This window comes from Shimia sediminis (assembly GCF_003990645.1).
Classification (GTDB): domain Bacteria; phylum Pseudomonadota; class Alphaproteobacteria; order Rhodobacterales; family Rhodobacteraceae; genus Shimia; species Shimia sediminis.
In genome coordinates, this window is record NZ_RYZK01000010.1 from 62,288 (window position 1) to 82,302 (window position 20,015).

At 56.6% G+C, this 20,015-nt stretch carries 23 protein-coding genes and 1 tRNA gene; 11 read left to right on the plus strand and 13 right to left on the minus strand.

The annotated features are described in order from the left end of the window. Positions 1-42: 42 nt before the first annotated feature. Positions 43-606, minus strand: a complete 564-nt coding sequence (efp, locus tag EK369_RS17440; protein ID WP_127115557.1) for an elongation factor P — start codon at positions 604-606, stop codon at positions 43-45. A gap of 217 nt (positions 607-823) precedes the next feature. Between efp and EK369_RS17445 the strand changes: the two genes are divergently transcribed. Continuing rightward, positions 824-1,144, plus strand: coding sequence for a DUF6280 family protein (locus EK369_RS17445; protein ID WP_127115558.1), 321 nt, complete (start codon positions 824-826; stop codon positions 1,142-1,144). 96 nt (positions 1,145-1,240) lie between these two features. Here EK369_RS17445 and EK369_RS17450 read toward each other — a convergent pair whose 3' ends face one another. The 3 genes from EK369_RS17450 to EK369_RS17460 form a co-directional block, all read right to left on the minus strand. Continuing rightward, entirely contained in the window at positions 1,241-2,350 is a 1,110-nt protein-coding gene (locus tag EK369_RS17450) for a hypothetical protein (protein WP_127115559.1), read from the minus strand. A gap of 73 nt (positions 2,351-2,423) precedes the next feature. Next, the gene (locus EK369_RS17455; protein ID WP_127115560.1) at positions 2,424-3,833 is read right to left on the minus strand and encodes a TolC family outer membrane protein; all 1,410 of its coding nucleotides are present in this window, start codon (positions 3,831-3,833) and stop codon (positions 2,424-2,426) included. 48 nt (positions 3,834-3,881) lie between these two features. Next, the gene (locus EK369_RS17460; RefSeq protein WP_127115561.1) at positions 3,882-4,535 is read right to left on the minus strand and encodes a protein-L-isoaspartate O-methyltransferase family protein; all 654 of its coding nucleotides are present in this window, start codon (positions 4,533-4,535) and stop codon (positions 3,882-3,884) included. A gap of 145 nt (positions 4,536-4,680) precedes the next feature. On the opposite strand from EK369_RS17460, the gene EK369_RS17465 reads away from it, so the two are divergent. Then, positions 4,681-4,754, plus strand: a tRNA-Cys gene (locus EK369_RS17465). A gap of 68 nt (positions 4,755-4,822) precedes the next feature. Here EK369_RS17465 and EK369_RS22185 read toward each other — a convergent pair. From EK369_RS22185 to EK369_RS17480, 4 genes are read right to left on the minus strand one after another with little or no spacing between them, the layout of a single operon-like run. Further along, positions 4,823-5,326: a tyrosine-type recombinase/integrase gene (locus EK369_RS22185; RefSeq protein ID WP_268920621.1), complete on the minus strand. Its 504-nt coding sequence runs from the start codon at positions 5,324-5,326 to the stop codon at positions 4,823-4,825. Positions 5,327-5,356: 30 nt separating this feature from the next. After that, entirely contained in the window at positions 5,357-5,854 is a 498-nt protein-coding gene (locus tag EK369_RS22190; RefSeq protein WP_235871466.1) for a hypothetical protein, read from the minus strand. Continuing rightward, positions 5,851-6,042, minus strand: a complete 192-nt coding sequence (locus EK369_RS17475) for a hypothetical protein (protein WP_027259529.1) — start codon at positions 6,040-6,042, stop codon at positions 5,851-5,853. The genes EK369_RS22190 and EK369_RS17475 overlap by 4 nt, the downstream gene beginning before the upstream one ends. 23 nt (positions 6,043-6,065) lie before the next feature. Further along, positions 6,066-6,260 (minus strand): Arc family DNA-binding protein, encoded by a 195-nt coding sequence (locus EK369_RS17480; RefSeq protein WP_127115562.1) that lies wholly within the window; start codon positions 6,258-6,260, stop codon positions 6,066-6,068. Positions 6,261-6,344: 84 nt separating this feature from the next. On the opposite strand from EK369_RS17480, the gene EK369_RS17485 reads away from it, so the two are divergent. Next, the gene (locus tag EK369_RS17485; protein ID WP_040103946.1) at positions 6,345-6,659 is read left to right on the plus strand and encodes an Arc family DNA-binding protein; all 315 of its coding nucleotides are present in this window, start codon (positions 6,345-6,347) and stop codon (positions 6,657-6,659) included. A gap of 2 nt (positions 6,660-6,661) precedes the next feature. Here EK369_RS17485 and EK369_RS22355 read toward each other — a convergent pair whose 3' ends face one another. Then, a complete protein-coding gene (locus EK369_RS22355; protein ID WP_306461222.1) occupies positions 6,662-7,078 on the minus strand; it encodes a hypothetical protein in 417 nt (138 codons plus the stop codon). Between the two features lie 383 nt (positions 7,079-7,461). Here EK369_RS22355 and EK369_RS17495 point away from each other — a divergent pair, with 383 nt between their 5' ends. Continuing rightward, on the plus strand, positions 7,462-7,674 hold the full coding sequence (locus tag EK369_RS17495; RefSeq protein WP_127115564.1) for a helix-turn-helix domain-containing protein: 213 nt from the start codon (positions 7,462-7,464) through the stop codon (positions 7,672-7,674). A gap of 2 nt (positions 7,675-7,676) precedes the next feature. After that, positions 7,677-7,877, plus strand: a complete 201-nt coding sequence (locus EK369_RS17500) for a hypothetical protein (protein WP_127115565.1) — start codon at positions 7,677-7,679, stop codon at positions 7,875-7,877. A gap of 179 nt (positions 7,878-8,056) precedes the next feature. Here the strand turns inward: EK369_RS17500 and betI are convergent, their stop codons facing one another. Further along, positions 8,057-8,707 carry a transcriptional regulator BetI gene (gene betI / locus EK369_RS17505; RefSeq protein ID WP_127115659.1) on the minus strand — a complete coding sequence of 217 codons (651 nt, stop codon included), beginning with the start codon at positions 8,705-8,707 and terminating at the stop codon, positions 8,057-8,059. 114 nt (positions 8,708-8,821) lie between these two features. Here betI and choX point away from each other — a divergent pair, with 114 nt between their 5' ends. From choX to choV, 4 genes are read left to right on the plus strand one after another with little or no spacing between them, the layout of a single operon-like run. Beyond that, positions 8,822-9,748 (plus strand): choline ABC transporter substrate-binding protein, encoded by a 927-nt coding sequence (gene choX / locus EK369_RS17510; protein ID WP_127115566.1) that lies wholly within the window; start codon positions 8,822-8,824, stop codon positions 9,746-9,748. A gap of 24 nt (positions 9,749-9,772) precedes the next feature. Next, entirely contained in the window at positions 9,773-10,660 is an 888-nt protein-coding gene (locus EK369_RS17515; protein WP_164727035.1) for an alpha/beta fold hydrolase, read from the plus strand. Between the two features lie 37 nt (positions 10,661-10,697). Further along, entirely contained in the window at positions 10,698-11,531 is an 834-nt protein-coding gene (choW, locus tag EK369_RS17520; protein WP_127115568.1) for a choline ABC transporter permease subunit, read from the plus strand. Position 11,532: 1 nt separating this feature from the next. Next, complete coding sequence (choV, locus tag EK369_RS17525; protein WP_127115569.1) at positions 11,533-12,579, plus strand: choline ABC transporter ATP-binding protein; 1,047 nt, start codon at positions 11,533-11,535, stop codon at positions 12,577-12,579. A gap of 99 nt (positions 12,580-12,678) precedes the next feature. On the opposite strand, the gene EK369_RS17530 is transcribed toward choV, so the two are convergent. The 3 genes from EK369_RS17530 to EK369_RS17540 form a co-directional block, all read right to left on the minus strand. After that, a complete protein-coding gene (locus EK369_RS17530) occupies positions 12,679-14,013 on the minus strand; it encodes a ferredoxin reductase family protein (protein ID WP_127115570.1) in 1,335 nt (444 codons plus the stop codon). A gap of 120 nt (positions 14,014-14,133) precedes the next feature. Further along, positions 14,134-14,748 carry an NAD(P)H-dependent oxidoreductase gene (locus EK369_RS17535; RefSeq protein ID WP_127115571.1) on the minus strand — a complete coding sequence of 205 codons (615 nt, stop codon included), beginning with the start codon at positions 14,746-14,748 and terminating at the stop codon, positions 14,134-14,136. Positions 14,749-14,818: 70 nt separating this feature from the next. Continuing rightward, entirely contained in the window at positions 14,819-15,364 is a 546-nt protein-coding gene (locus EK369_RS17540) for a Crp/Fnr family transcriptional regulator (protein ID WP_127115572.1), read from the minus strand. A 172-nt stretch (positions 15,365-15,536) separates the two neighbouring features. Here EK369_RS17540 and EK369_RS17545 point away from each other — a divergent pair, with 172 nt between their 5' ends. Further along, entirely contained in the window at positions 15,537-16,652 is a 1,116-nt protein-coding gene (locus EK369_RS17545) for an efflux RND transporter periplasmic adaptor subunit (RefSeq protein ID WP_164727036.1), read from the plus strand. A gap of 1 nt (position 16,653) precedes the next feature. Then, positions 16,654-19,692 carry an efflux RND transporter permease subunit gene (locus tag EK369_RS17550; RefSeq protein ID WP_127115574.1) on the plus strand — a complete coding sequence of 1,013 codons (3,039 nt, stop codon included), beginning with the start codon at positions 16,654-16,656 and terminating at the stop codon, positions 19,690-19,692. Positions 19,693-20,015 lie beyond the last annotated feature (323 nt).

Here is a 20,015-nt window from a genome sequence, read left to right on the forward strand (position 1 = left end):
CCCGCCACACGGCAGGCCCCTAGGGATCTTTTGTAGGATCGCTTATGCGCGTTCGGCATATTCCATGGTTTCGGTGTTGACGATGATATCCTCGTCCTGACCTACAAAAGGCGGCACCATCACGCGCACGCCATTGTCCAGAAGCGCGGGCTTGAACGAATTCGCGGCGGTCTGACCTTTGACCACGGGCTCGGTCTCGACGATCTTGCAGGTGACTTTCTGTGGCACGGTCGCGTTCAGCGCCTCTTCTTCGTAGAACTCCACGACGATGGTCATGCCGTCCTGCAGGAAGGGGCGGCGGTCACCCAGGAGATCGGCAGGAAGCTGGATCTGTTCGTAGGTCTCGGTGTCCATGAAAATCAGCATGCCGTCATCTTCGTAGAGGAACTGCTGATCCTTCTGCTCAAGGCGCACACGCTCGACCTTGTCGGCGCTGCGAAAGCGCTCGTTCAGTTTCGAGCCGTTGCGCAGGTTGCGCATTTCGACCTGGGCAAAGGCGCCGCCCTTGCCGGGCTTGACGTGGTCGACTTTGACCGCAGCCCAGAGGCCGTCGTTATGTTCCAGCACGTTGCCGGGGCGAATTTCGTTTCCGTTGATCTTGGGCATGTGACAAAACCATGAATGCAAGGTTGATATGAAGCTGCTCAACCCTATATCTGGCGGACTGGCAGGTGACAAGGTGGCCAATCTCGTGCTGCACGTGCAGAAAGCCATGCGCATTTCGCATAGATGCTATGCATTTACGCCCTATCCGAATCACAAAATAGGCGTCATAAGGGGCGCCACGCCGAAAACGCAAGAGCAATAATACAAGGACGACGAGATGCGAGATTTCGTTGATGGAACGGCTTTTAACAATGAACAGGGCAACCGCGCGCGCAAACTGTTTGCCGCCGTGGTCCTGGCCGCTCTGGATGACGCCATTGCCGACGACAAGAAGTACGGCAACGGTCCTGAACAAATCGCCCGCTGGGCACGGTCGCGCGATGGCCGCGAAGTGCTGAGCTGTGCCGGAATCGACCCCAACGAACGCGTTGTTTCGGGTCTGATGGAATTTGTCGGCAAAGGTGTCCGCACCTCGGTCGCGCTGTCGCGCGAAGAGAGCGAACGTCGCAACGCCGCGCAGCAGGCCGAAGCCGCCTGATTTTCGGCCAACGCCGAACTGCAAAAAACAAAAGCGTGCCGGCTGGCACGCTTTTTCTTTTGCGGTTTCGTTATGACGTTAGGTCAAGTGGTCGGATCACTCCAGGTCGTGCGCGGCAAGTGCTCGGTGAATCTCGCGGCGTACCAGTTTGCGCACGTTGCGCGTGATGCGTTCGCCCAAGGCACCTTGGAGTTCCTGACGCACGATGTCGCTGACAAGTTCGCGCAGCATCGTTTCGTCCAGCATGACCGTATCATCGCTGTCAAAGTCTTCGAGCTCGGGCGCGATGGATTCTTCCACGACCTCTTCGACATAAGCTGACGCCTCGGCCTCGATCTGGCTGGCCATCATCTCGATAGGGTCCAAGGCCTGCTCTTCGAAGTCGGGATCAGCGTCAGGCTCTGTCTCAGAGGCATCCACAATCTCCGCGTCGTCTGCGATATCTTCAGCCTCGGGCATTTCCACGGCCCGGGACCGCAGGAAGGCGGGCATTTCGAACCCGTCCGCTACCGGCGCTTCGACTTCGACGTCTTCCGCAAAGCTGGCCTCGTCCAGATCAGCCACTTCGTTTTGCATGTCCACGGGGGACTCAGCGGTATCAATCCAGCTCAACCCGCGCACGTCCGTGCCAGCGTAGTCGTTGTCACCGGGGCTGTCCGGCTCAAGCACATCTGACGAATCGTCGGGGTTCAGGTTCTCCCAGCGCACGATGCGCGATTCCATCGCTTGGGCATCAGACAGGGCGATACCTTCGTCCGGATCGTACTCGGGCGAAAGGTCAAGGTCCTGTTCCAGAGCGCGAGCACCTTCAACCGCATCCAGCGCAGCGACGTCTTCCTCATCCAGGTATTCGTCATTCCCGGCATTAATGGGGTGCAGCAGCAATTCCGGGCCATCCGCCTCAGAATCTCCCAGTGCAGGAGCCGTGCCTGACATCTCTTCAAAAGCCTCATCCGCGTCCGCAGTGGATGAGGTGTCAGCAGGTTCTGGAATGCGCTGTGCCGGGGTCAATACAAGGCGGTCCAGCGAGGCGTCGCGCCCGGCAAGCTCAGCCTGCTGGGCCGGAGCCACAATCGGAGCCGCCACGTTAGGCAGGTCCGCACGCTGGTTCCGCATCGCACCCGACGGGCGTCCGCCTTCGGACACCAGCCGACGAATCGACGTCAGAACATCTTCGATTTCCACATTTGCTACGGGGTCAGACATACCAAAACACTACTCGAGCCTCCGGCAGAGTCTACCCGTTCAGGCATTTTCGCACAACAGATAGGGAAAATTGTCACTCTTTGCCGAGTGCGCGCAAAACCTTGTCCAGTTGCTTGCCCCGTTCGCTGCGTACGGCAGGCGCGTCCTTGACCAGCTCGTAGTAGGCCTCGGGATCATAGCGCTCGACGTTGAGATTCAGGTGTTCCGTGGTCAAAAGTCCCATCGAAGACAGCAATGCAAATGTCGCCGTAATCTGGTTTGTCTGCGCTGTGATGCGCGACGCTTCGGCGTCCAGCAATTGCTGCTCTGAAATCAGAACATCCAACGTGGTTCGCGCACCGAGCTTGGATTCTTCGCGAATGCCCTCAAACGCGATTCGGGCCGCTTCGACCTGACGTGCGGTGGCAGACAGCTGCGCCTTGGCCGAGATCAGAGACGCCCAGGCATTGCCCGCGTTCTGCCGCGTTGTGTGACGTACCACATGCAGGTTGCCCCGTTCAGCATCGCGCAGAGCCATGGCTTGACGTACCAAAGATGACAGCGCGCCACCCTGATAGATCGGCCCACCAAGGGTCAATCCAACAGTTCCGACGCGGGTGTAGTCGGTGTCCTCAAAGTCTTCTTCGATCGAAATGGAGCTGTCAAAGGTGACACGCGGCCCCATGGCCGCTTCTGCCGCGTCAACCTGGTACTCGGCAGCCGAAATCGACAACTGCGATTGCAACATGCTGGGGTGGCTGCGAATGGCGACCGACTTGGCCTGCTCCATTGTGGCCGGAACCTGTGGCAGGTTGCGTGGCGACACCAGAACGCCGGGGCGATGGCCAATGGCCGCCGAATAGAATTCTTGCGATTGCATCAGGTCGCCCTGTGCCGCAGCAAGCTGCGCGCGCCCACCAGCCAGGCTCGACTCGGCCTGGGCCACGTCCGTACGCGTCACTTCACCAACCTCAAACCGGTCTTGTGCGGCCTGAAGTTCGCGCTGTACCAGTTTCAGGTTGTTTTGGCGCAGCTCCACGATCTGTGTGTCGCGGATCACCGACATATAGGCCGTCACCGCGTCCAACAGCACGCGTTGCTCAACATTGATCAGCGCCTGACGAGTGGCCAGCACTGTTTCCTTTGCCGCCTCGAGCGAGGCACGCGTGGCGCCGTTGTCGTAAATCAGGATTTGCAGCGAAAGACCGATGCTGGGGTGAAAGGCATCCAGCTCTTGACCAATGGAACTGACCTGCGCCGTTCCCGTAGTGTATTCGATCGACCCAAACCAGTTGATGATTGGCTGCAGCCGGGCATAGGTCTGGGCAACGTTTTCATCCGCCGACCGCAAAAGGGCCCGGTTCTGTTGCAGAAGACCGCTGTGGCTGTAGGCGCTGGCCATAGCGTCGGCAAGCGTTTCAGAGACCGCTGCCACGGGTGCAACAACAGCCATCGCCAACGCCACGGACCCGGCCCGTATTGAGTTCAGAAAAGTCCGCCCCATGGTGCCCCCTTCAGGAAACGCGCGCCTCGCAAATCGGGCGCGGGTAATTCACAATGTAAATGCGCTGTGCTTTTCAAAGCCCGGCAGAACCGGTGCGCTTGCATTAAAGGCAAACCGCCAATTCAATTCGCCGTTCAGCAAATAGCCGATCCGAACAGTGCCAAGCGCGCCGTCTTGTTCAAGAGATACGATTCGACCGCCCTCTTTCAACTGTGCCGTCAGGGAATCAGGTAAGATTTCCACCGCCCCTTGCAGAACAATCACATCATAGGGCCCATGATCAGCCGCCCCCTCGGTCAGGGGGCCTTCGTGCATGATCACGTTGTCGACGCCGTGCTCGGCCAGGGTGGTCTGTGCGTCTTCGACGCGAGCAGCGTCATCTTCAACCGCCACAACGGCCTCGGCCATGCGGGCGATTACGGCGGAAGAATAGCCAAGCCCAGCACCGATATCGAGCACCAGCTCGTCGTTTTGGATATCGGCGGCATCCAGCATCTTGGCCAGAACCCTTGGGTCCAGCACCACGCGGCCTGCATCCAGAGACACATGTTCGCCAATATACGCGGCATCACGCTTGTCACGCGGAACAAAGGCTTCGCGCGGGATGGAGAGCATGGCTTCGATCACGGTGAACTTGGTGACATCCGAGGGACGCACCTGGGTGTCGACCATTGTGGTGCGGAGGGCGGTGTAGTCGGTCATAACTAAACTCATTCGTTCAGACTCGGGGTTGTGGACTGTCTTGCCACAGATGTCAGGGATCATCAACGGCCCGTGCATTGATTTCCGTCGCATACCCTCTTGCAGCCCTGCGGCAGATCAGCTAAGCCCGCCTCACACCACGGATGGCGAGTTGGCGGAGTGGTGACGCAGCGGATTGCAAATCCGTGTACACCGGTTCGATTCCGGTACTCGCCTCCAATAAAATCAATGACTTGCGTCATTCCCTCTCTCCTTCACTGCCATTTTTGAAACAACCGTTGAAACTTTCACGTTTCGGTCTTGTTTCGTTCCATTTGATTTCTTGCCTCTTGAGCCCGCTTTGCGAGCTCTCTTTGCCGGATCGGTCCACCGTACTTTTTCAGCATCTCAACGCCTGAGTGACCGGTGACGGCTTTGACCATCTCGTCATCACATCCAGCCAGATACAGCTCAATCGTCGCATTTTTTCTGAGCCCGTGCGTTTTGTAGTAGCTCGCCTTCTCGTGCTTCATCTTCTTTTTGATGGCACGCATTTCCTCCGCAACGATCCGGTAGCTCACCGGTCGACCCTTGGCGTCGGTCACAACGGTGCCGTCCGTTCGTGCGAGCCCGTCGAGATGGGTTTTCAGGCGGTCTGTAAGCGGGATCCACAGCGGCTTGTCGGTCTTACCCTGCGTGAAATCGAAACCTTCATCGGAAAAGTGCGCCCACTTCATCTTCACGACATCGCCGATCCGCTGGCCAGTTCCAACGCAAAGTTCATAGACCAGCCGAGCACGCTTTGAAGCCAGCGCTTCGAACTCGGCACGAACGTCATCGGGTCAAGGTTCCCAGCCATCGCTTTGCTGCTTGAAGAGTGGAATGCCCTTCGCTGGATTGCCGTGCTCTTTCTTGATGAAGCCGATCAACCGGGCGTGATTCATCAGGACGACCATGACCAGGACAAGATAGTTGGCTTGCCGCCAATGATCCGCATTGGCGCGATGCAATTCATAAATGTGATGGGTTTCGATCCTGGCCGGGTCCTTCTCGGCCCAGATCTCACGAATATGGCTGATGTACCGCCGATAGTCGGATCTCGTCCGTGGCTTCAGCTTCTTGTAGGCGTCGCTCTCGTAATAACTCAGGATCAGCGCCCCAAAATTGCGTTTCACCGGCGCAGGCGCTGGTTTTCCTTTCAGCAGGCGATTGTAATGATCCCAAAATTCTGGCGTGCCCGCTTCCTCGTGCAACATGACCGAGATACCGCGCGAACGCCGGATGAACCGGAGATACCCTCGGTCATTGTAGACGTATTTGGGCAAGCTCTTGCGAGTCATTCGCCCATTCTCAGGTCACTGTTGAGAAAGTCGTCTGCCGCCTCTGGCGCGACCATGTTGGCATCGACGATGACACTGCCATCAGGCTTGATCTCAAATTTTGCCCGCTGCCAACCTGCCTCCCGCGCCTCGCGGATGAAGGCGGAGGCTGCCTGTCTCGCCTTTGTTTGCACACTTGCTTTGGTCATCTGATCGACACCTCTCTAGATCGTTAACAACGCACACTATCACCCTGATCCATATTGATATTTCCAACTGATCCGAGTGTGGACCGCCTGTCTTTCGCCGCGCGAATGGCGCGGATCACTTCTGAATTCTGGGAGTTTCCATTGCGATCTGACTCCGCTTTGATCCACTCTTTGAGCTCTTGCGGAAGCCGAAGCTGCATTGGTTTACGACTTTTCATGAAACGCCTCCAGGTTGAAACCACACCCCGTTAGTGGCACTTAGCCACTATTGCGTCAATTGCTTTTTATGGCACAGTGCCACTATGCCAGAACAAAGCTCTCAAAATCAGGATAAATTCATCGTGCGTCTGCCAGACGGCCTGCGCGATCGAATACGCCTCGCGGCTGAGGCCAACCACCGCAGCATGAATGCTGAGGTCGTTGCCCTCCTCGAAGAAAACTACCCAGCTCCTGTGCCAGAAAAACTGGATGACCCCGCCGCGAGGTTGCTCTTCTGGCTCGCCAAACGCATCCGTCGAAGAAACCCAAAGCCTGGGACGCCAAGGGACAAACAAGCCGCCCTGTATGAGCGCATTGCGGGCGATATCGCGGAACGCATGAAGGACATCGGCGAATAGCCCTAATAGGCCACCCACTCATATCCGTGGTTACCTTCGTGATCTTCCCATTCAACGCCAACCCCGCATCGCCAATTTGATGACGAACATCGCCGTGACGGCAGAACCCACTGCGGGGCAGCCGCTGGTGTAGTGCGTTGCCAGCCGAATTCGCCCTGCATGCCGTAGGTTCCCAGGCGCATGTTGTAACTCTCGGAACAATCATCGTCGCGCCCGCCTTTGCGGTGGCTGTAGTGCCGAACATCCCAGACGCGGATCGAGCGCACGAAATCGAATTCCAGACCGCTGATGTCAATATCGGCACCGTCTTCGACCACCTGTGCCAGAATCACTTGGCCAAGAGTCTGACCTGATTGGATATTGGCTGCCCAGATTTCTGGGGCCGTGCTTTGCAATGGCGCGCGCTCAGAAACACCCATAGGACAACGCCAGATTTGCAACGGCGGCTCGATCGGCCAAGGCGTAATCCGCCTAATGAAAACCGCACGAGCATGGGCACATTCTGCTGAAGCTGGCCACCCGCCAGCCAGGCAAAGCAGAATGGCGCAATCAACTTGGTAGGCTTTTGCTGCCTGCGGAGCCAAGCTAGAAACGACACTTATGGCGACCCCGCCAAGCAAATTTCGGATGGATTTGAGCCACATATCAATAAGCGCCTTTCGACTTCATTACTATAATATTGATGGTTGTTGCCCAACTTCGCCCCGCACACCATATGCGAGCAAGTGATTAGATCCACTCGCGCGCATTTTGTGGAATATATTCCGTAGCTCAATTCTTGTGATCTGGCCGAATACAGGCCATGAAATTACGGGAACAAGTAGGGTTAAATATCCGGAATCTAATAAATTCCAGAGGGTCGAGCCAAGAACAATTAGCATTAGCTGCCGACCTGGATCGTAGCTACATCAGCGAGATCGAACTCGCGAAATTCTCAGCATCGATCGATGTTCTGGAGCGGATTGCCCATGCTCTCGACATCGCTCCCAAGGAATTGTTTAACGAGAGGGGCTAGTGTTGCCCGAATTTGAGAGTGGTCGCACAACAGCCGAAGCCATCGGCCGCATTACGTGCATCAAAACAGGCGTCGAAATCGGCCTACTTTATCTGTGGGATAACGGCGACACGCAGGCCGCGTTGCACGATGACGGCCAGCTTCGATCGACAATCTGCCCAGAGCAACAGGCAGGACCGGACCTTGGTGTAAATCGCGGCTAAGAGCCGGAATGAGCCCAATTTACCGAGTGGGCAGTTGCAGCAATTTGCAGCCGCAGTGAAATCGCACAAGAAATATCGGCCTTTCCCGGTCATTCCCAGTCGACAACGTGAATGTCCGTTTTGGGCGCGCGCGAGAAAAGAGGATTTCCAAGCAAGTTGTGTGTCGCTGCAACATCCCGTTACGCAGCATTCAAGGTCAGAGCCTGAGCCAATGCACTCATCTTGGCCTTCGCCGCTTGACGTTCGGCCAGATCCCCAAAAAGCTTGTTGACCACCGCTTCGATATGGGCTGCGGCATCTTCTCGGTTCAGGCCACCAATTTGCAGACCGCACCGTAACCAGATGCCGTCAATCAGCAAGCTGACCGCATTTGCACCATGCTCAGCTTCCGCTTCCGTCATCCCAGTGTCTTTCAACGCTGACACCAGATTGCTGTGAAGCCGGCGATAGATGACAGTTTGGATCCTCTGGAATTGCGGGTTGTGCGGCACCTCTGCGCACATCGAAATCCAACCATGGGCAACTTCAGGCCGAAATGTTGTTGGCGAGAAGTTGGCTTCGAGAATCCCATAGAACCTTTCCCATGGAGTTGAGGCCAGGTTCATCAGGGCAACCGCTTCTTTTCTGAGCGTGGCATTCGCTTGCCGAAGGGCGGTTTCGATCAGGGTTTGTTTGTTCGAGAAGTAATGCAACACGCTGGCTTTCGAGGCCCCGGTGTGATCGGCCACCCGCTGCAATGTGGTGCCTTGCATCCCGTGAACCGAGAGAACTTCGAAGGCGGCGGTGGCAAATTCCTCGCGCCTGATATCCGCAATGCTTTTCCGGCCCATGATCGCCACCTCCTAAGCCAGGAGTATAATTTATTGACTAATGGGTCAATCTATCCTATTGGTCCATTTACTGACCCACGGGTTAATCAATTGACTGACGGGAGGAAAAGTCAAATGAAACGGAAATTCTTCGGCGCAACGGCAACCGCAGCGCTTACACTTTTTGCCCAACACGCGGCCGCGAATTGCGACACGGTCCGAATGGCGGAGCCGGGGTGGTCCGATCTGGCACTGACGACGGGTGTGGCCAGCACAATTCTCGAAGGGCTGGGCTATTCGGCAGAAAGCAACGTTTTGGGGATTCCGGTGATCTACGAATCCATGGTCGCCAAAGACCTGGATGTCTTTCTTGGCTATTGGGATCCGGCGATGGAGACCTACTATCAAGCCTATCGCGACACGGGTGAGATCGAGACAGTTCACCAAAATCTCGAAGGGGCCAAATTCACCTTCGCCGTCCCGAAGTATGTCTATGACGCAGGCGTCACTGATTTTGCCCATTTGGCTGAACATGCCGACAAATTCGACAGCCAGCTTTATGGCATTGAACCCGGCTCCAATGAAATCATGCTGGATGTGGTTGGCAAAAATGCCTTTGGCCTTGGTAATTGGAAGGTTATCGAAAGCTCTGAGCAAGGAATGCTGGCGCAGGTGAAACGGAGTGCTCGGAAAGAAGACTGGATGGTATTTCTGGCCTGGGCACCACATCCCATGAATACAGAGTTCGAGATTGAATACCTTAGCGGCGGCGACGATTTTTATGGTCCGAATTTCGGTGGTGCCACTGTGCATACCCAAGTGCGCAAGGGGTATCTGGATGAATGCCCGAATGTCGGAAAACTCCTGACACAAATGACATTTGACGTGTCGATGGAAAGCGAAGGCATGGATTATATTCTGGCAGACGGCGAGGACCCCAATGATGCTGGCGCACGCCTTTTGAAGGCCCATCCGAAGTATCTTGAGATCTGGCTTCAGGGTGTGACTGCCAAGGGTGGTGGTGATGGTTTGGCGGCCGTTCGGACCCATCTTGGGCTTTGAGGAACAGGGACCGGATCTGTGAGTATGCGTAGAACCATTCCGGGTCCGTGCCCCATTTATGTGGAAGTGCGTGGGCGTGACACTGCGCCCTGCATTGTTCTTTTGCTTGGGCTTGGGATGCAATTGGGCGAATGGCCGAAGGATTTCCTTGACGAACTTGCACGTGACTTTCGGGTGATCTGTATCGAAAATCGCGACATGGGGCGATCTGGTCGATGTGGCTCGGATGAGGAGCCGCTTGACGAACGCTACGATGGAAATGCACCGCGACTGCCATACACATTGTTCGACATGCGCGATGATGTGATGCGGGTTTTGCAGGAACTGGATGTGTGCCGCTTTGCTGTCGTCGGGTTTTCCATGGGAGGGATGATTGCCCAACTTGTCGCAGGACAGGCGGGTGGCAGGCTGACCGCCTTTGTGCAGATTTGCAGCTCGGCTGGAGAAGCAGATGCCCCCATCCCCCCGCCCGCCCTGAAGCGCTTCAAGCGCATCTCGCGTGGGTTTGAAACAGAGGCTGAAATGCTGGAGTGGTTCGAGGAGGACCTGATCTGGTGTGCAGCCCCGTCAAAGATGACCCGGGCCGAGGCCGTGGAGGTGGCTGAGGCGATGCAAATCTCGGGGTTCACGACTGGTGGCTACACCAGACAACTGGCTGCGATCAGGTTTTCTGGCGATCGCACCGATTACCTGAGAAGGATCGCGGCTCCTTCCCTTGTCATCGGAGCAGATCAGGATCGTTGCCTTGCTTCTGAAAGTTCACGCCGAGCCCATGCTCTGATCCCGGGATCAAAGCTCAGGATGTTCGACGGCGTGGGCCACAGCCTTGACGAAAAAATGTTGGGGCATCTGACGAACTGGCTTTTTGCGACCATCCCGGGCGCTCTGCCGACGACGCAGGCAACATACTAACTGGACCGGCACATTCGTGCGAGGGGAGACAAATACAATGGAATGGTTGGAAGATAACAAGATCCCGCTTGGGAAAGCCGTTCAGCGATTCATCGAATGGCTGACCGATGGGTTTTACTGGGTATTTGATGCTATATCGGCTGCACTTGAGGCGGTCATCCTTGCGCTTCTGTGGCTGCTTCAGGCCCCCCACGCTTTTGTTGTGATCACAGTGATTACCGCACTATCCTGGTTCGCGCGCCGTTCCGCCGGCTTTTCACTGTTTACGGCCTTCGGGCTGCTGTTGATCATCAACCAGGGCTATTGGGTTGAAACAACCGAGACGCTGGCATTGGTGCTGGCATCAGCCGTGGTGTGCATGGGGGTTGGCGTTCCGCTGGGAATTGCTGCTGCGCGCAAGCCATGGCTGCATCGGGTGATGGAGCCGATCCTTGATCTGATGCAAACCATTCCAACCTTCGTGTATCTGATCCCGGCGCTCATCCTGTTTGGGCTGGGCATGGTGCCGGGGCTGATTGCGACCGTGATCTTCGCCATTCCGGCCCCGATCCGCCTGACCCATCTTGGGATCACGTCGACGCCGACATCGCTGCTGGAGGCGGGCAAAGCCTTTGGATCCACGCCCCTGCAGATGATGTGGAAGATCGAGTTGCCTTACGCGATGCCGCAAATCATGGCCGGGTTGACCCAGACCATCATGCTGTCGCTTTCGATGGTGGTGATTGCAGCACTTGTTGGGGCCGACGGGTTGGGGGTGCCAACACTGCGGGCGTTGAATTCGGTGAATGTCGCCAAGGGATTTGAAGTTGGGATCGCCATTGTCCTTGTTGCGATCATTTTCGACCGAATGTTCAAGCGGAAAGGAGCCTAAAATGACTGATACGATGGTGAAATTCGACAACGTCAATATCGTCTTCGGGGACCGCCCGGATAGTGCGTTGCCTTTGATGGACAAGGGGCTTTCGCGCGCTGAGGTTCAGGAACAATCTGGCCAGGTGCTGGGGGTGCACAATTGCTCTATCGACGTCAAGAACGGCGAGATTCTGGTTCTGATGGGCCTGTCCGGCTCGGGCAAATCGACTCTTTTGCGGGCGGTGAACGGCCTAAACCCCGTGGTGCGCGGCAAGGTTGAAGTCAATACCGGTCAGGGATTGATTGACGTGGTTGGGGCCCCTGAGCGAGAACTGCGAAAAATCCGAACCGATCGCGTGGCGATGGTGTTTCAGCAGTTTGGTTTACTACCTTGGCGCAGCGTGATCGACAATGTCGCCTATGGTCTGGAAGTCTCTGGTATGCCCCGTGAAGATCGCTATGCCCGCGCCCGTGAGCAACTTGAACTGGTGCATCTGGAAGATTGGGCAGATCGCAGAGTTCAGGAGCTGTCCGGTGGGATGCAACAACGTGTCGGTCTGGCCCGTGCCTTTGCGACAGACGCACCGATCCTGCTGATGGATGAGCCCTTCTCTGCTTTGGACCCGTTGATCCGCAACAAACTGCAGGATGAACTTCTGGAGTTTCAACAAAAGCTTGGCCGCACGATTATCTTTGTCAGTCACGACCTCGATGAAGCGCTTAAGATCGGGTCGCGCATCGCGATTATGGAGGGTGGGCGGATTGTCCAATGTGCCGAGCCGCAGGAAATCGTATTGAACCCCGCGACCCCCTATGTTGCGGAATTCGTGGCTCATATGAACCCGTTGAATGTGCTCAGGGCGGCGGAAATTATGACCGCAGCCAGTACCGCCCCATCGAAAGACATGCGGACCATTTCCACTGCCACGCCTCTGAAACAGGTCATTTCCATGTTGGTTGAAGATCCCAGCGACATCGTTGTGATGGGGGAGGCTGGCCCGCTTGGGGTGATAGACACCCAAACTGCGCTTTCCAGTTTGCTTCGGACACAGGCGCTGGTTCCATAAGCGGGGGTGGATCCGAACTGTTCGGTGCTGGGTTGCAAATGACAAACAGAAAGGTCTGTCACTAAAGTCCCGGACATTTTTTCACCACATCACCCCATCCTACCGCATGTTAAACAGCTCCTGGTGAAAATCACCGGCTGGCAGACCATTCGATACCAAATCAGAGCGGATTGCCTTGCCGAATGGGCCTGGCCCGCAGAACCAGACGCTGGCTGATTTCCAATCGGGAACCTCATGGCGCAAAAGCTGTGGACTGATCCGTTCACCTTGGTCCGCGACGAAAAGGTGAAGGTTGACGTTTGCTGCTTTTGCGTCCTTGATCAGGAGCTCAACCACCTCAGCCTGAATGTTCGGAATGGCATAGAACAGGTCAATTTCTTGATCACTGGGAGTCATCTCCCTTTGTTTCATCCTGGCAATAAAGGGGGTGATCCCGATCCCGCCGGCAACCCAGATCTGGCGCGGTTTGTCATCATCAAAGGTGAAGCAGCCATACGGGCCCTCGACAAGCGCCTGGCCTCCCTCTTTCAGGCTTTCAGGGAGTAGCTCGGTGTAGTCACCAAGCCCACGGGTCACGATCATGATGTTGCGTATGGATGGGTCCCAGGCTGACGCGATGGTGAAGGGATGCTTGCCTTCCTTGCGATCGAAAGTAACGAACGCAAACTGCCCCGCCTTGTGGCCCTTCCAACGCCTATCCAATTTGATATGCGACGAGATCGCCCGAATGTCTGGAAAAGGCCGGACAAAGCCGATTACGCCGCTGGTCCGGTTGCGTCGGCCGATCTGGCGTGTCAGCGCAAGCACTGCGGAAACGACGCCGCCAAGGGAAAGAACAGCGACGGCGATGCCAACGGGGTGTTGCCAGGCCCAGAAATCCATCAGCACAACCGAATGGAATGCCGCCAATAGATAGGTAGCGGCAAGCAGCGTGTGAGTTGAGGCAAAATACTTGTAGGGGACCCATTTGATCAGCGCAGCGGTGACCAGAAAGATCGACGGATAAAACGCGAAATTGGCCATGGTGCCAGCAACGTCATGCAGGCCGCTAAACAGTGTCTCAATCGTGCCTGCGGGTATTTCGGCCGTCGCCAACAGGCTTTCTCCGACCTTTTCCTCGGTCATTCCCATTCTACCTGCAACACGAAGCGTCAGCCAATGGGCCAGCATCAGGATCAGCGCCGAAATGCCAAGCCATTTGTGCAGCCTGTAGGCTTTGTCGAGACCGTTCAGCCGCTGTTCCAGCCACGTCGAACGGGTCGCCAGAATGATCGTCACACTCATGACCACGATCGCAAGCACTCCGGAAAAGCGCAAGAGGAGCTTGAAAGTGACAAGCGTGTCGGACCAGTCCGCCAGGCCAGAGAAGGAAAAGAGCCACAGAAGGGATGGCCCTAACAGAATGCCCCAGAAGGCGATCTTGATGTTTTTCATGTCGAACCTGCGCGCTGAATTCGGGCGAGGCCAAGCCAAGCCCAAAAGCAATGGTGAGTATGTTTTTAGGAATTATGTGCGACGCGGATTTAGGGCGGGGGCCCCCACAAGCGCATACCGTCAGGCAAGCTGGTGCATCTCGGTCTCGACCTGGGCCAGCCATTCCTCGCGCTGCTCAGGTTTGACGAATTTCACTGAGTTGAAGCTGATCCAGCGGCGCTTCTTGATACCAATTTTCCAGAACGTGCCCAAAAGAAGCGCCTTCTTGATCGCGTTGCCAAAAAGGAGGCGATAGATCAGCCCAGGCGTATTCATCGTGGTGATCATCGTCACCCCCTTCAGGCGCTCCATGCGCAGTGTCATACCCTTGTTGCTCGGAGTATAGTCATAGACGAAGCCGGGAAAGATCAGCTTGTCGATGAAACCCTTCATCAGGGCAGGCATGAGCTCCCACCAGATAGGAAAGATGAACAGAATATGGTCGGCCTGCTCGATGCGCGCCATGTAGTCCCTGAGCTGTGGATCCAGTAGTTCGGTTGCCCCTGTGCGGTTGCTTTGCGCGGTGACAAAGGCCTTCAGGTCCTTGGCCCGCATGACGGGGTCGAACCCATCGTTATCCAAGGGGATAAGATCGGTTTCGTGACCTGCCGCATGAAGGCCGGACAGGGTCGATTGCAGCAGGGCATTGCAGAAACTTCCCTCGTAAGGGTGATTGAAAACGACAAGAACGCGCATGGCTGGTATCCTCGATTAACTGGTTGAGGAGACCTTATTGTTGTCGCCGCCACAGGCGCATTATCGTTTGTTAACGAACCTCGATTTTGTTGCGGATCCGGCTGAGCGACACCGGGGTAATACCAAGGAACGAGGCCAGATAATGCTGCGGGACCGTCTCGCACAGAATTGGCTGGTGTTTCAGCAGATCGCGGTAGCGTTGTTCCGGGCTTTCCATGATGCGATTCAGGAACAGGCCCTGATAATCCGCCATTCGCGCGACCAGCATGTCAAACAGCAGGTCCTTGAAGCCCACATCGTGCGCCATATGATCCTGAAACTGTTCCCTGGTGACCGTATGCACCACCGAAGGCAGGATTGCCTCAATGCCAAAGCGGCTTGGCTTGCCATGAAAAAAGCTTTCCAACGACGCCACCGTATCTCCGGGCAGAAAGAACTGCACCGTGATGTCATTGCCGTCATCATTATACCAAAGTCGCAGGCATCCGCTTTCGACGAAATGGGCGTGGGTACTGACGTCGCCCTGATGCAGCAGAGGCTGACGCTTGGCGTACTCCTCGCGCCGCGCCGCGAGGCGAATAGCATCCAGCAACTTCTCACGAGCTTTCATCGACATGCGCACTTTTAGTTTCAGGCGGTCTGCTGCACGTTTCGGCCCGACCCTCACCAAACTTGAATTCTATTAACAAACGATAATGCGCCTATGCTTGTCGGTCCATATCCATCGTGCCGAGCAACGGATTTATGGCGCCCAGTTTGCGGGCGCAAAGGGCTGCAAGGACTGGACCATGGCACGAATTGTGATGACATCTCTTCCCCTCGTGATGCTGCTGGCGGGGTGTTGGGGCGAAGAACTCGAACCGCCAAAAGAGATCATTCGCGGATTGAAAACCCATATTGTGACGGAAACTGAGGTCTCGATGGTCCGTCGGTTTCCAAGCGTGTTGCAGCCTTCCGACTTGACCACCTTGTCCTTCGAGGTGCCCGGGTCGTTGCAGCAGGTCAATCTGTCGATTGGTCAAGTCGTATCCGAAGGGGATGTACTGGCCCAGTTGGATCCAACCAGCCTTGAAATCCAGCTGGAAAATACCCTCGCCGTGGTCAATCAGGCCAAAGCGGAGCATGAAAATGCGACCAATACATTGGAACGCCGACGCACATTGCTTGAACGTGGGGCGGTCACCCAAGTCGCGGTGGACAATGCCAAAACAGAGTTTCTCGCCTCGCAGGCTGCGCTTAATCAGGCGCAACAGATGGCCGAAGCCGCACGAACGGATCTTACCAAAACAACGTTGCACGCGCCGTTTGCAGGGGTGGTGAATTCAGTCAGCGCCAATTCCTATGCAACCGTTGGGGCGGGTGTGCCGATTGCCACCCTTTACGCGCCGGATCAGTTCGAGGCGAGCTTCTCGGTCAATTTCGAAACCGCTGGGCAAATGGTTGTTGGCACGCCGGCAAGGTTGCGCCTCGCAGATGTTCCCACCACTCGTGTCGAAGGGGTGGTGACAGAACTGGGGCAGCGGGCGGATGCGGTGTCGGCCTATCCTGTTGTGGTGTCGTTGACCGATGCAGACCCATTGCTCAAAGCTGGGATGGCGGTTGAAGTTGAACTGGAGTTTCCCCTGCCGCAAACCGAAGGCTTCCTGTTGCCCATGAGCACGATCAGCCCCGACCTCAGCACGGTCGAGGACCCGGCAAAAAATCGCGACGAAGATTTTGTCGTCTATGTATTTGACCCCACCTCTGGCACTGTCAACCAGCGCAAGATCGAGGTCTCGGGGGTGCGGGGCAATTCCCTGATCGTGACGGATGGGTTAAGCGCTGGCGAACATGTCGCCTCTGCGGGCGTGTCCTTCCTACGCCATGGACAGAAGGTTCGTCTGTTGAAAGCGGAGGGCGAATAAGATGAACAGCCTGACCAGCTTTGGCATCCGCAAATCCCGCCTGACCATCATGATCATGGTCGGTCTGATTTTCCTTGGGGTCCAGACCTATCTTGGTCTGCCCAAACGCGAAGACCCCGCGATCACCATCCGTGATGCAATTGTTGTCGCCCAGTTCCCAGGGATGACCCCTGAACGCGCCGAGGAGTTGATTGCCGTGCCGTTGGAACGCACGGCGCGCGAAATTTCCGAAATCGACAAGATTTCAACTTTGGTCACCACCGGTCAGGTCGAACTATCATTGCGGGTGCATGACTCTGTTGGTGCCGACAAGCTGGAACCCACCTTTCAGGACCTGCGCAACCGGATGGCGGATATGCAGGGACAACTGCCCGAAGGCACCATCGGCCCGATCGTAAACACTGATTTCGGCGATGTGACGATCGCCACCATCGCGGTCACCGGCGAAGGGTTTTCGCCTGCCGAACTGTGGGATGCAGCCGAGGATCTTCAGGCACAGCTTTATCGCCTGAGCGGCATCACCAAGGTTACCCTTGAGGGCCGACAAGAAGAACGCATCTGGCTGGAACTTGACGCGCGCAAGCTCGCCGCTGTTGGGCTTCAGCTGGAGCAGGTTCTGCAAGATCTCCGTGCGCAGAACGTGATCCTGCCCGCGGGGCAGATGGATGTCGACGGGGTGACCATCCTGCTTGAAGCCAATGGAGAGCTAGAGACGGTCGAGGAGGTCGAGGGTGTGTTTACCCAGGTGCCGGGACTCAGCGGACTTGTGCGCTTGCGTGACTTGCTTACCGTTCGACGCGGCTATGCCGATCCGCCCGAGGCGCCCATCTTTTTCAACGGGGAACCTGCTCTGATTCTGGGCGTTGAGATGGCCGAGGATCGCGACATTCAAGACATCGGGCGTGACTTGCACCGGCAGTTGCCCCTGTTCGAGCAGGACCAGCCGATCGGTATCAGTTACTCGCTGTCGACGTTTCAGGAAGCCAATGTCACCCAGGCCATTAACGCAGCCCTGGTGAATGTCGGACAGACATTTCTGGTTGTGGCAGGCGCGCTGGCCCTGTTTCTTGGGCTGCGGCCTGCGCTGGTGATCGCCTGTATCGTGCCCTTCACGGTGATGTTTGCGCTGATCGCGATGGCGCAACTGGGGATCGACCTGCAACAGATTTCGATTGCAGCGGTCATTGTCTCGCTTGGCCTGCTTGTCGACAATGGGCTGGTTGTCGTCGAGGAAATCCAAAAGCGGCTCAGCAACGGCGCTACGCCGCACGAGGCCGCTGAAGGGTCAGGCAGACAGTTTTTCCTGCCTCTGGCCGTGGCCTCGGCGACGACTGTATCAGCCTTCATTCCGATGCTGGTGCTGGAAGGAACCGAGGGCGAATACGCCTATTCGCTGGGCGCGGTCGTGGCCGTCATGCTGCTGGGTTCGTGGATCACCGCGCTCTACATCCTTCCCTTCGTGGCAGTGCATGTGCTGAGACGTCCGTGCAAGGACGCCCAGAACGATGGCTGGCTGGTGCGCGGCTATGGCAATGTGCTGCGCCGTGTTATGCGCTGGGGGGTAGGGATCGCAGTTGTCTGCTATGCCATTGTCGTCTGGGCGGCCACGCTATTTGGATCGCTTGATGGCGAGATGTTCCCGCTGTCTGAGCGTGCGGAGTACCTGATCTATCTGGAAATGCCGCGCGGCACGGCTGTCGACGCCACAATGGATGAAGCGCTCGCAGTTGATGCATGGCTGAAGGATAAGGCCATCAATCCGGACGTGACCGATGTCACTCTCTTTGTTGCCAGCGGTGGCCCGCGCTTCTATCTGACGCTGGACCCGGCCGAGGGAGACCCGGCCAATGCCTTCTTTGTGGTCAATACGACCGACCATGAGGCCGCTGCCATTGCCGCCGAACGCGCGCAGAGCTATCTGCTGACCGAACGCGCCGCCGCGCGATATCGTGTGACCCGTTTGGCCATCGGGGCCGAAGAGCCGGGCCGCGTGGACGTCAAGCTGCGCGGGCCGGATGCAGATACGCTCTTGAAACTCGCGCGTCAGGTCGAGGCTGCCTTTGCAGAGACGCCGGGCAATATTCTTGCCCAGAATAACTGGGGCAACAAAAGCCTGAGGGTGACCGTCGATATTGCTCAGGACAAAGCGCGCGAGTTCGGCGTCACTTCAAGCGATATCTCGGATGCGATGGACTTGTTCTTTTCGGGCATTCCCTATTCAACCTTCCGCGAGGGTGATGATCTGATCCCGATGATCGTGCGCGCCCAGACAGCGTTTCGCGACAGTTTCGAAGACCTTGAAAACCTGACGATCCCGGTGGGCAGCGGATTTATCGCTCTGGATCAGGTTGCCAGGTTCCAACCCCATTTCGAGCTGTCACAGATCCGTCGTGAGAACCAGGTCCGACAGGTCACCGTGTCGGGAAAAAGCATCGGTATGACGGCGGGCGCCCTGCAAGCCAACATGGGTAAAGCACTTGCCGATCTGCCGCTGCCGCGGGGGTATAGTCTTTCCCTTGGTGGTGAAACGGAACAAAGCGCCGAGGTGAACGGCAAACTGATGGCTGGTATCCCGATTGCCCTGATCGTCATGCTTGCCGCCCTGATGTATCAGTTCAATTCCGCCCGCCGCGTTTCGCTGACATTTCTGACCATCCCGCTGGTTCTGATTGGCGCGCCTATCGGGTTGCTCCTGACCTCCCAACCCCTGTCGTTCTTCGCCATCCTCGGGCTGATTTCCCTGATGGGTATCATCATCAATAACGCCATCGTGTTGATCGACCAGATCGACATCGAGCGTAGGACACGCGAACTGGACGATGCCATCATCGAGGCCGCCCAAAAACGTATCACACCCGTTATGCTGACCTCACTGACAACGATCCTTGGCTTGACCCCAATGGCCCTGAACGGGGGCGCCCTGTTCGAACCAATGGCAACCCTGATGATCGGCGGGCTGGCGGTAGCCTCACCACTGACACTGTTCCTAGTGCCGACACTCTATCGTGCAATGTTTTTGTGGGAGGAAAGTCGCGCGTGACCGCGACTCCTTGCCTCGCCGCCTCTGTTCTTCAGTCTGGAAGCAACGAACTTGCACGTGCTGTGAGTTCGAACGGATTTTTGCAATTCGGACATTCATGAGAGTTGCAGCGAATGACCGGAAACCGCCCGACTTTCTGATGCCCTCGCAAACGCAGCAATGATTGCGCGATTGCAGCGAAATGGTACTTTGTCCTGTGTGGATGGCTCCTGCAAAGCAAGACTTTTTTGAGGTGATTGGCATTTTGTCAGAAGCGGTCTTGTGTCCGGCCTGTTCGCGCGGAACACATGTCCGCTGGCCCTGATGGTTTCCGCGACGCAAGT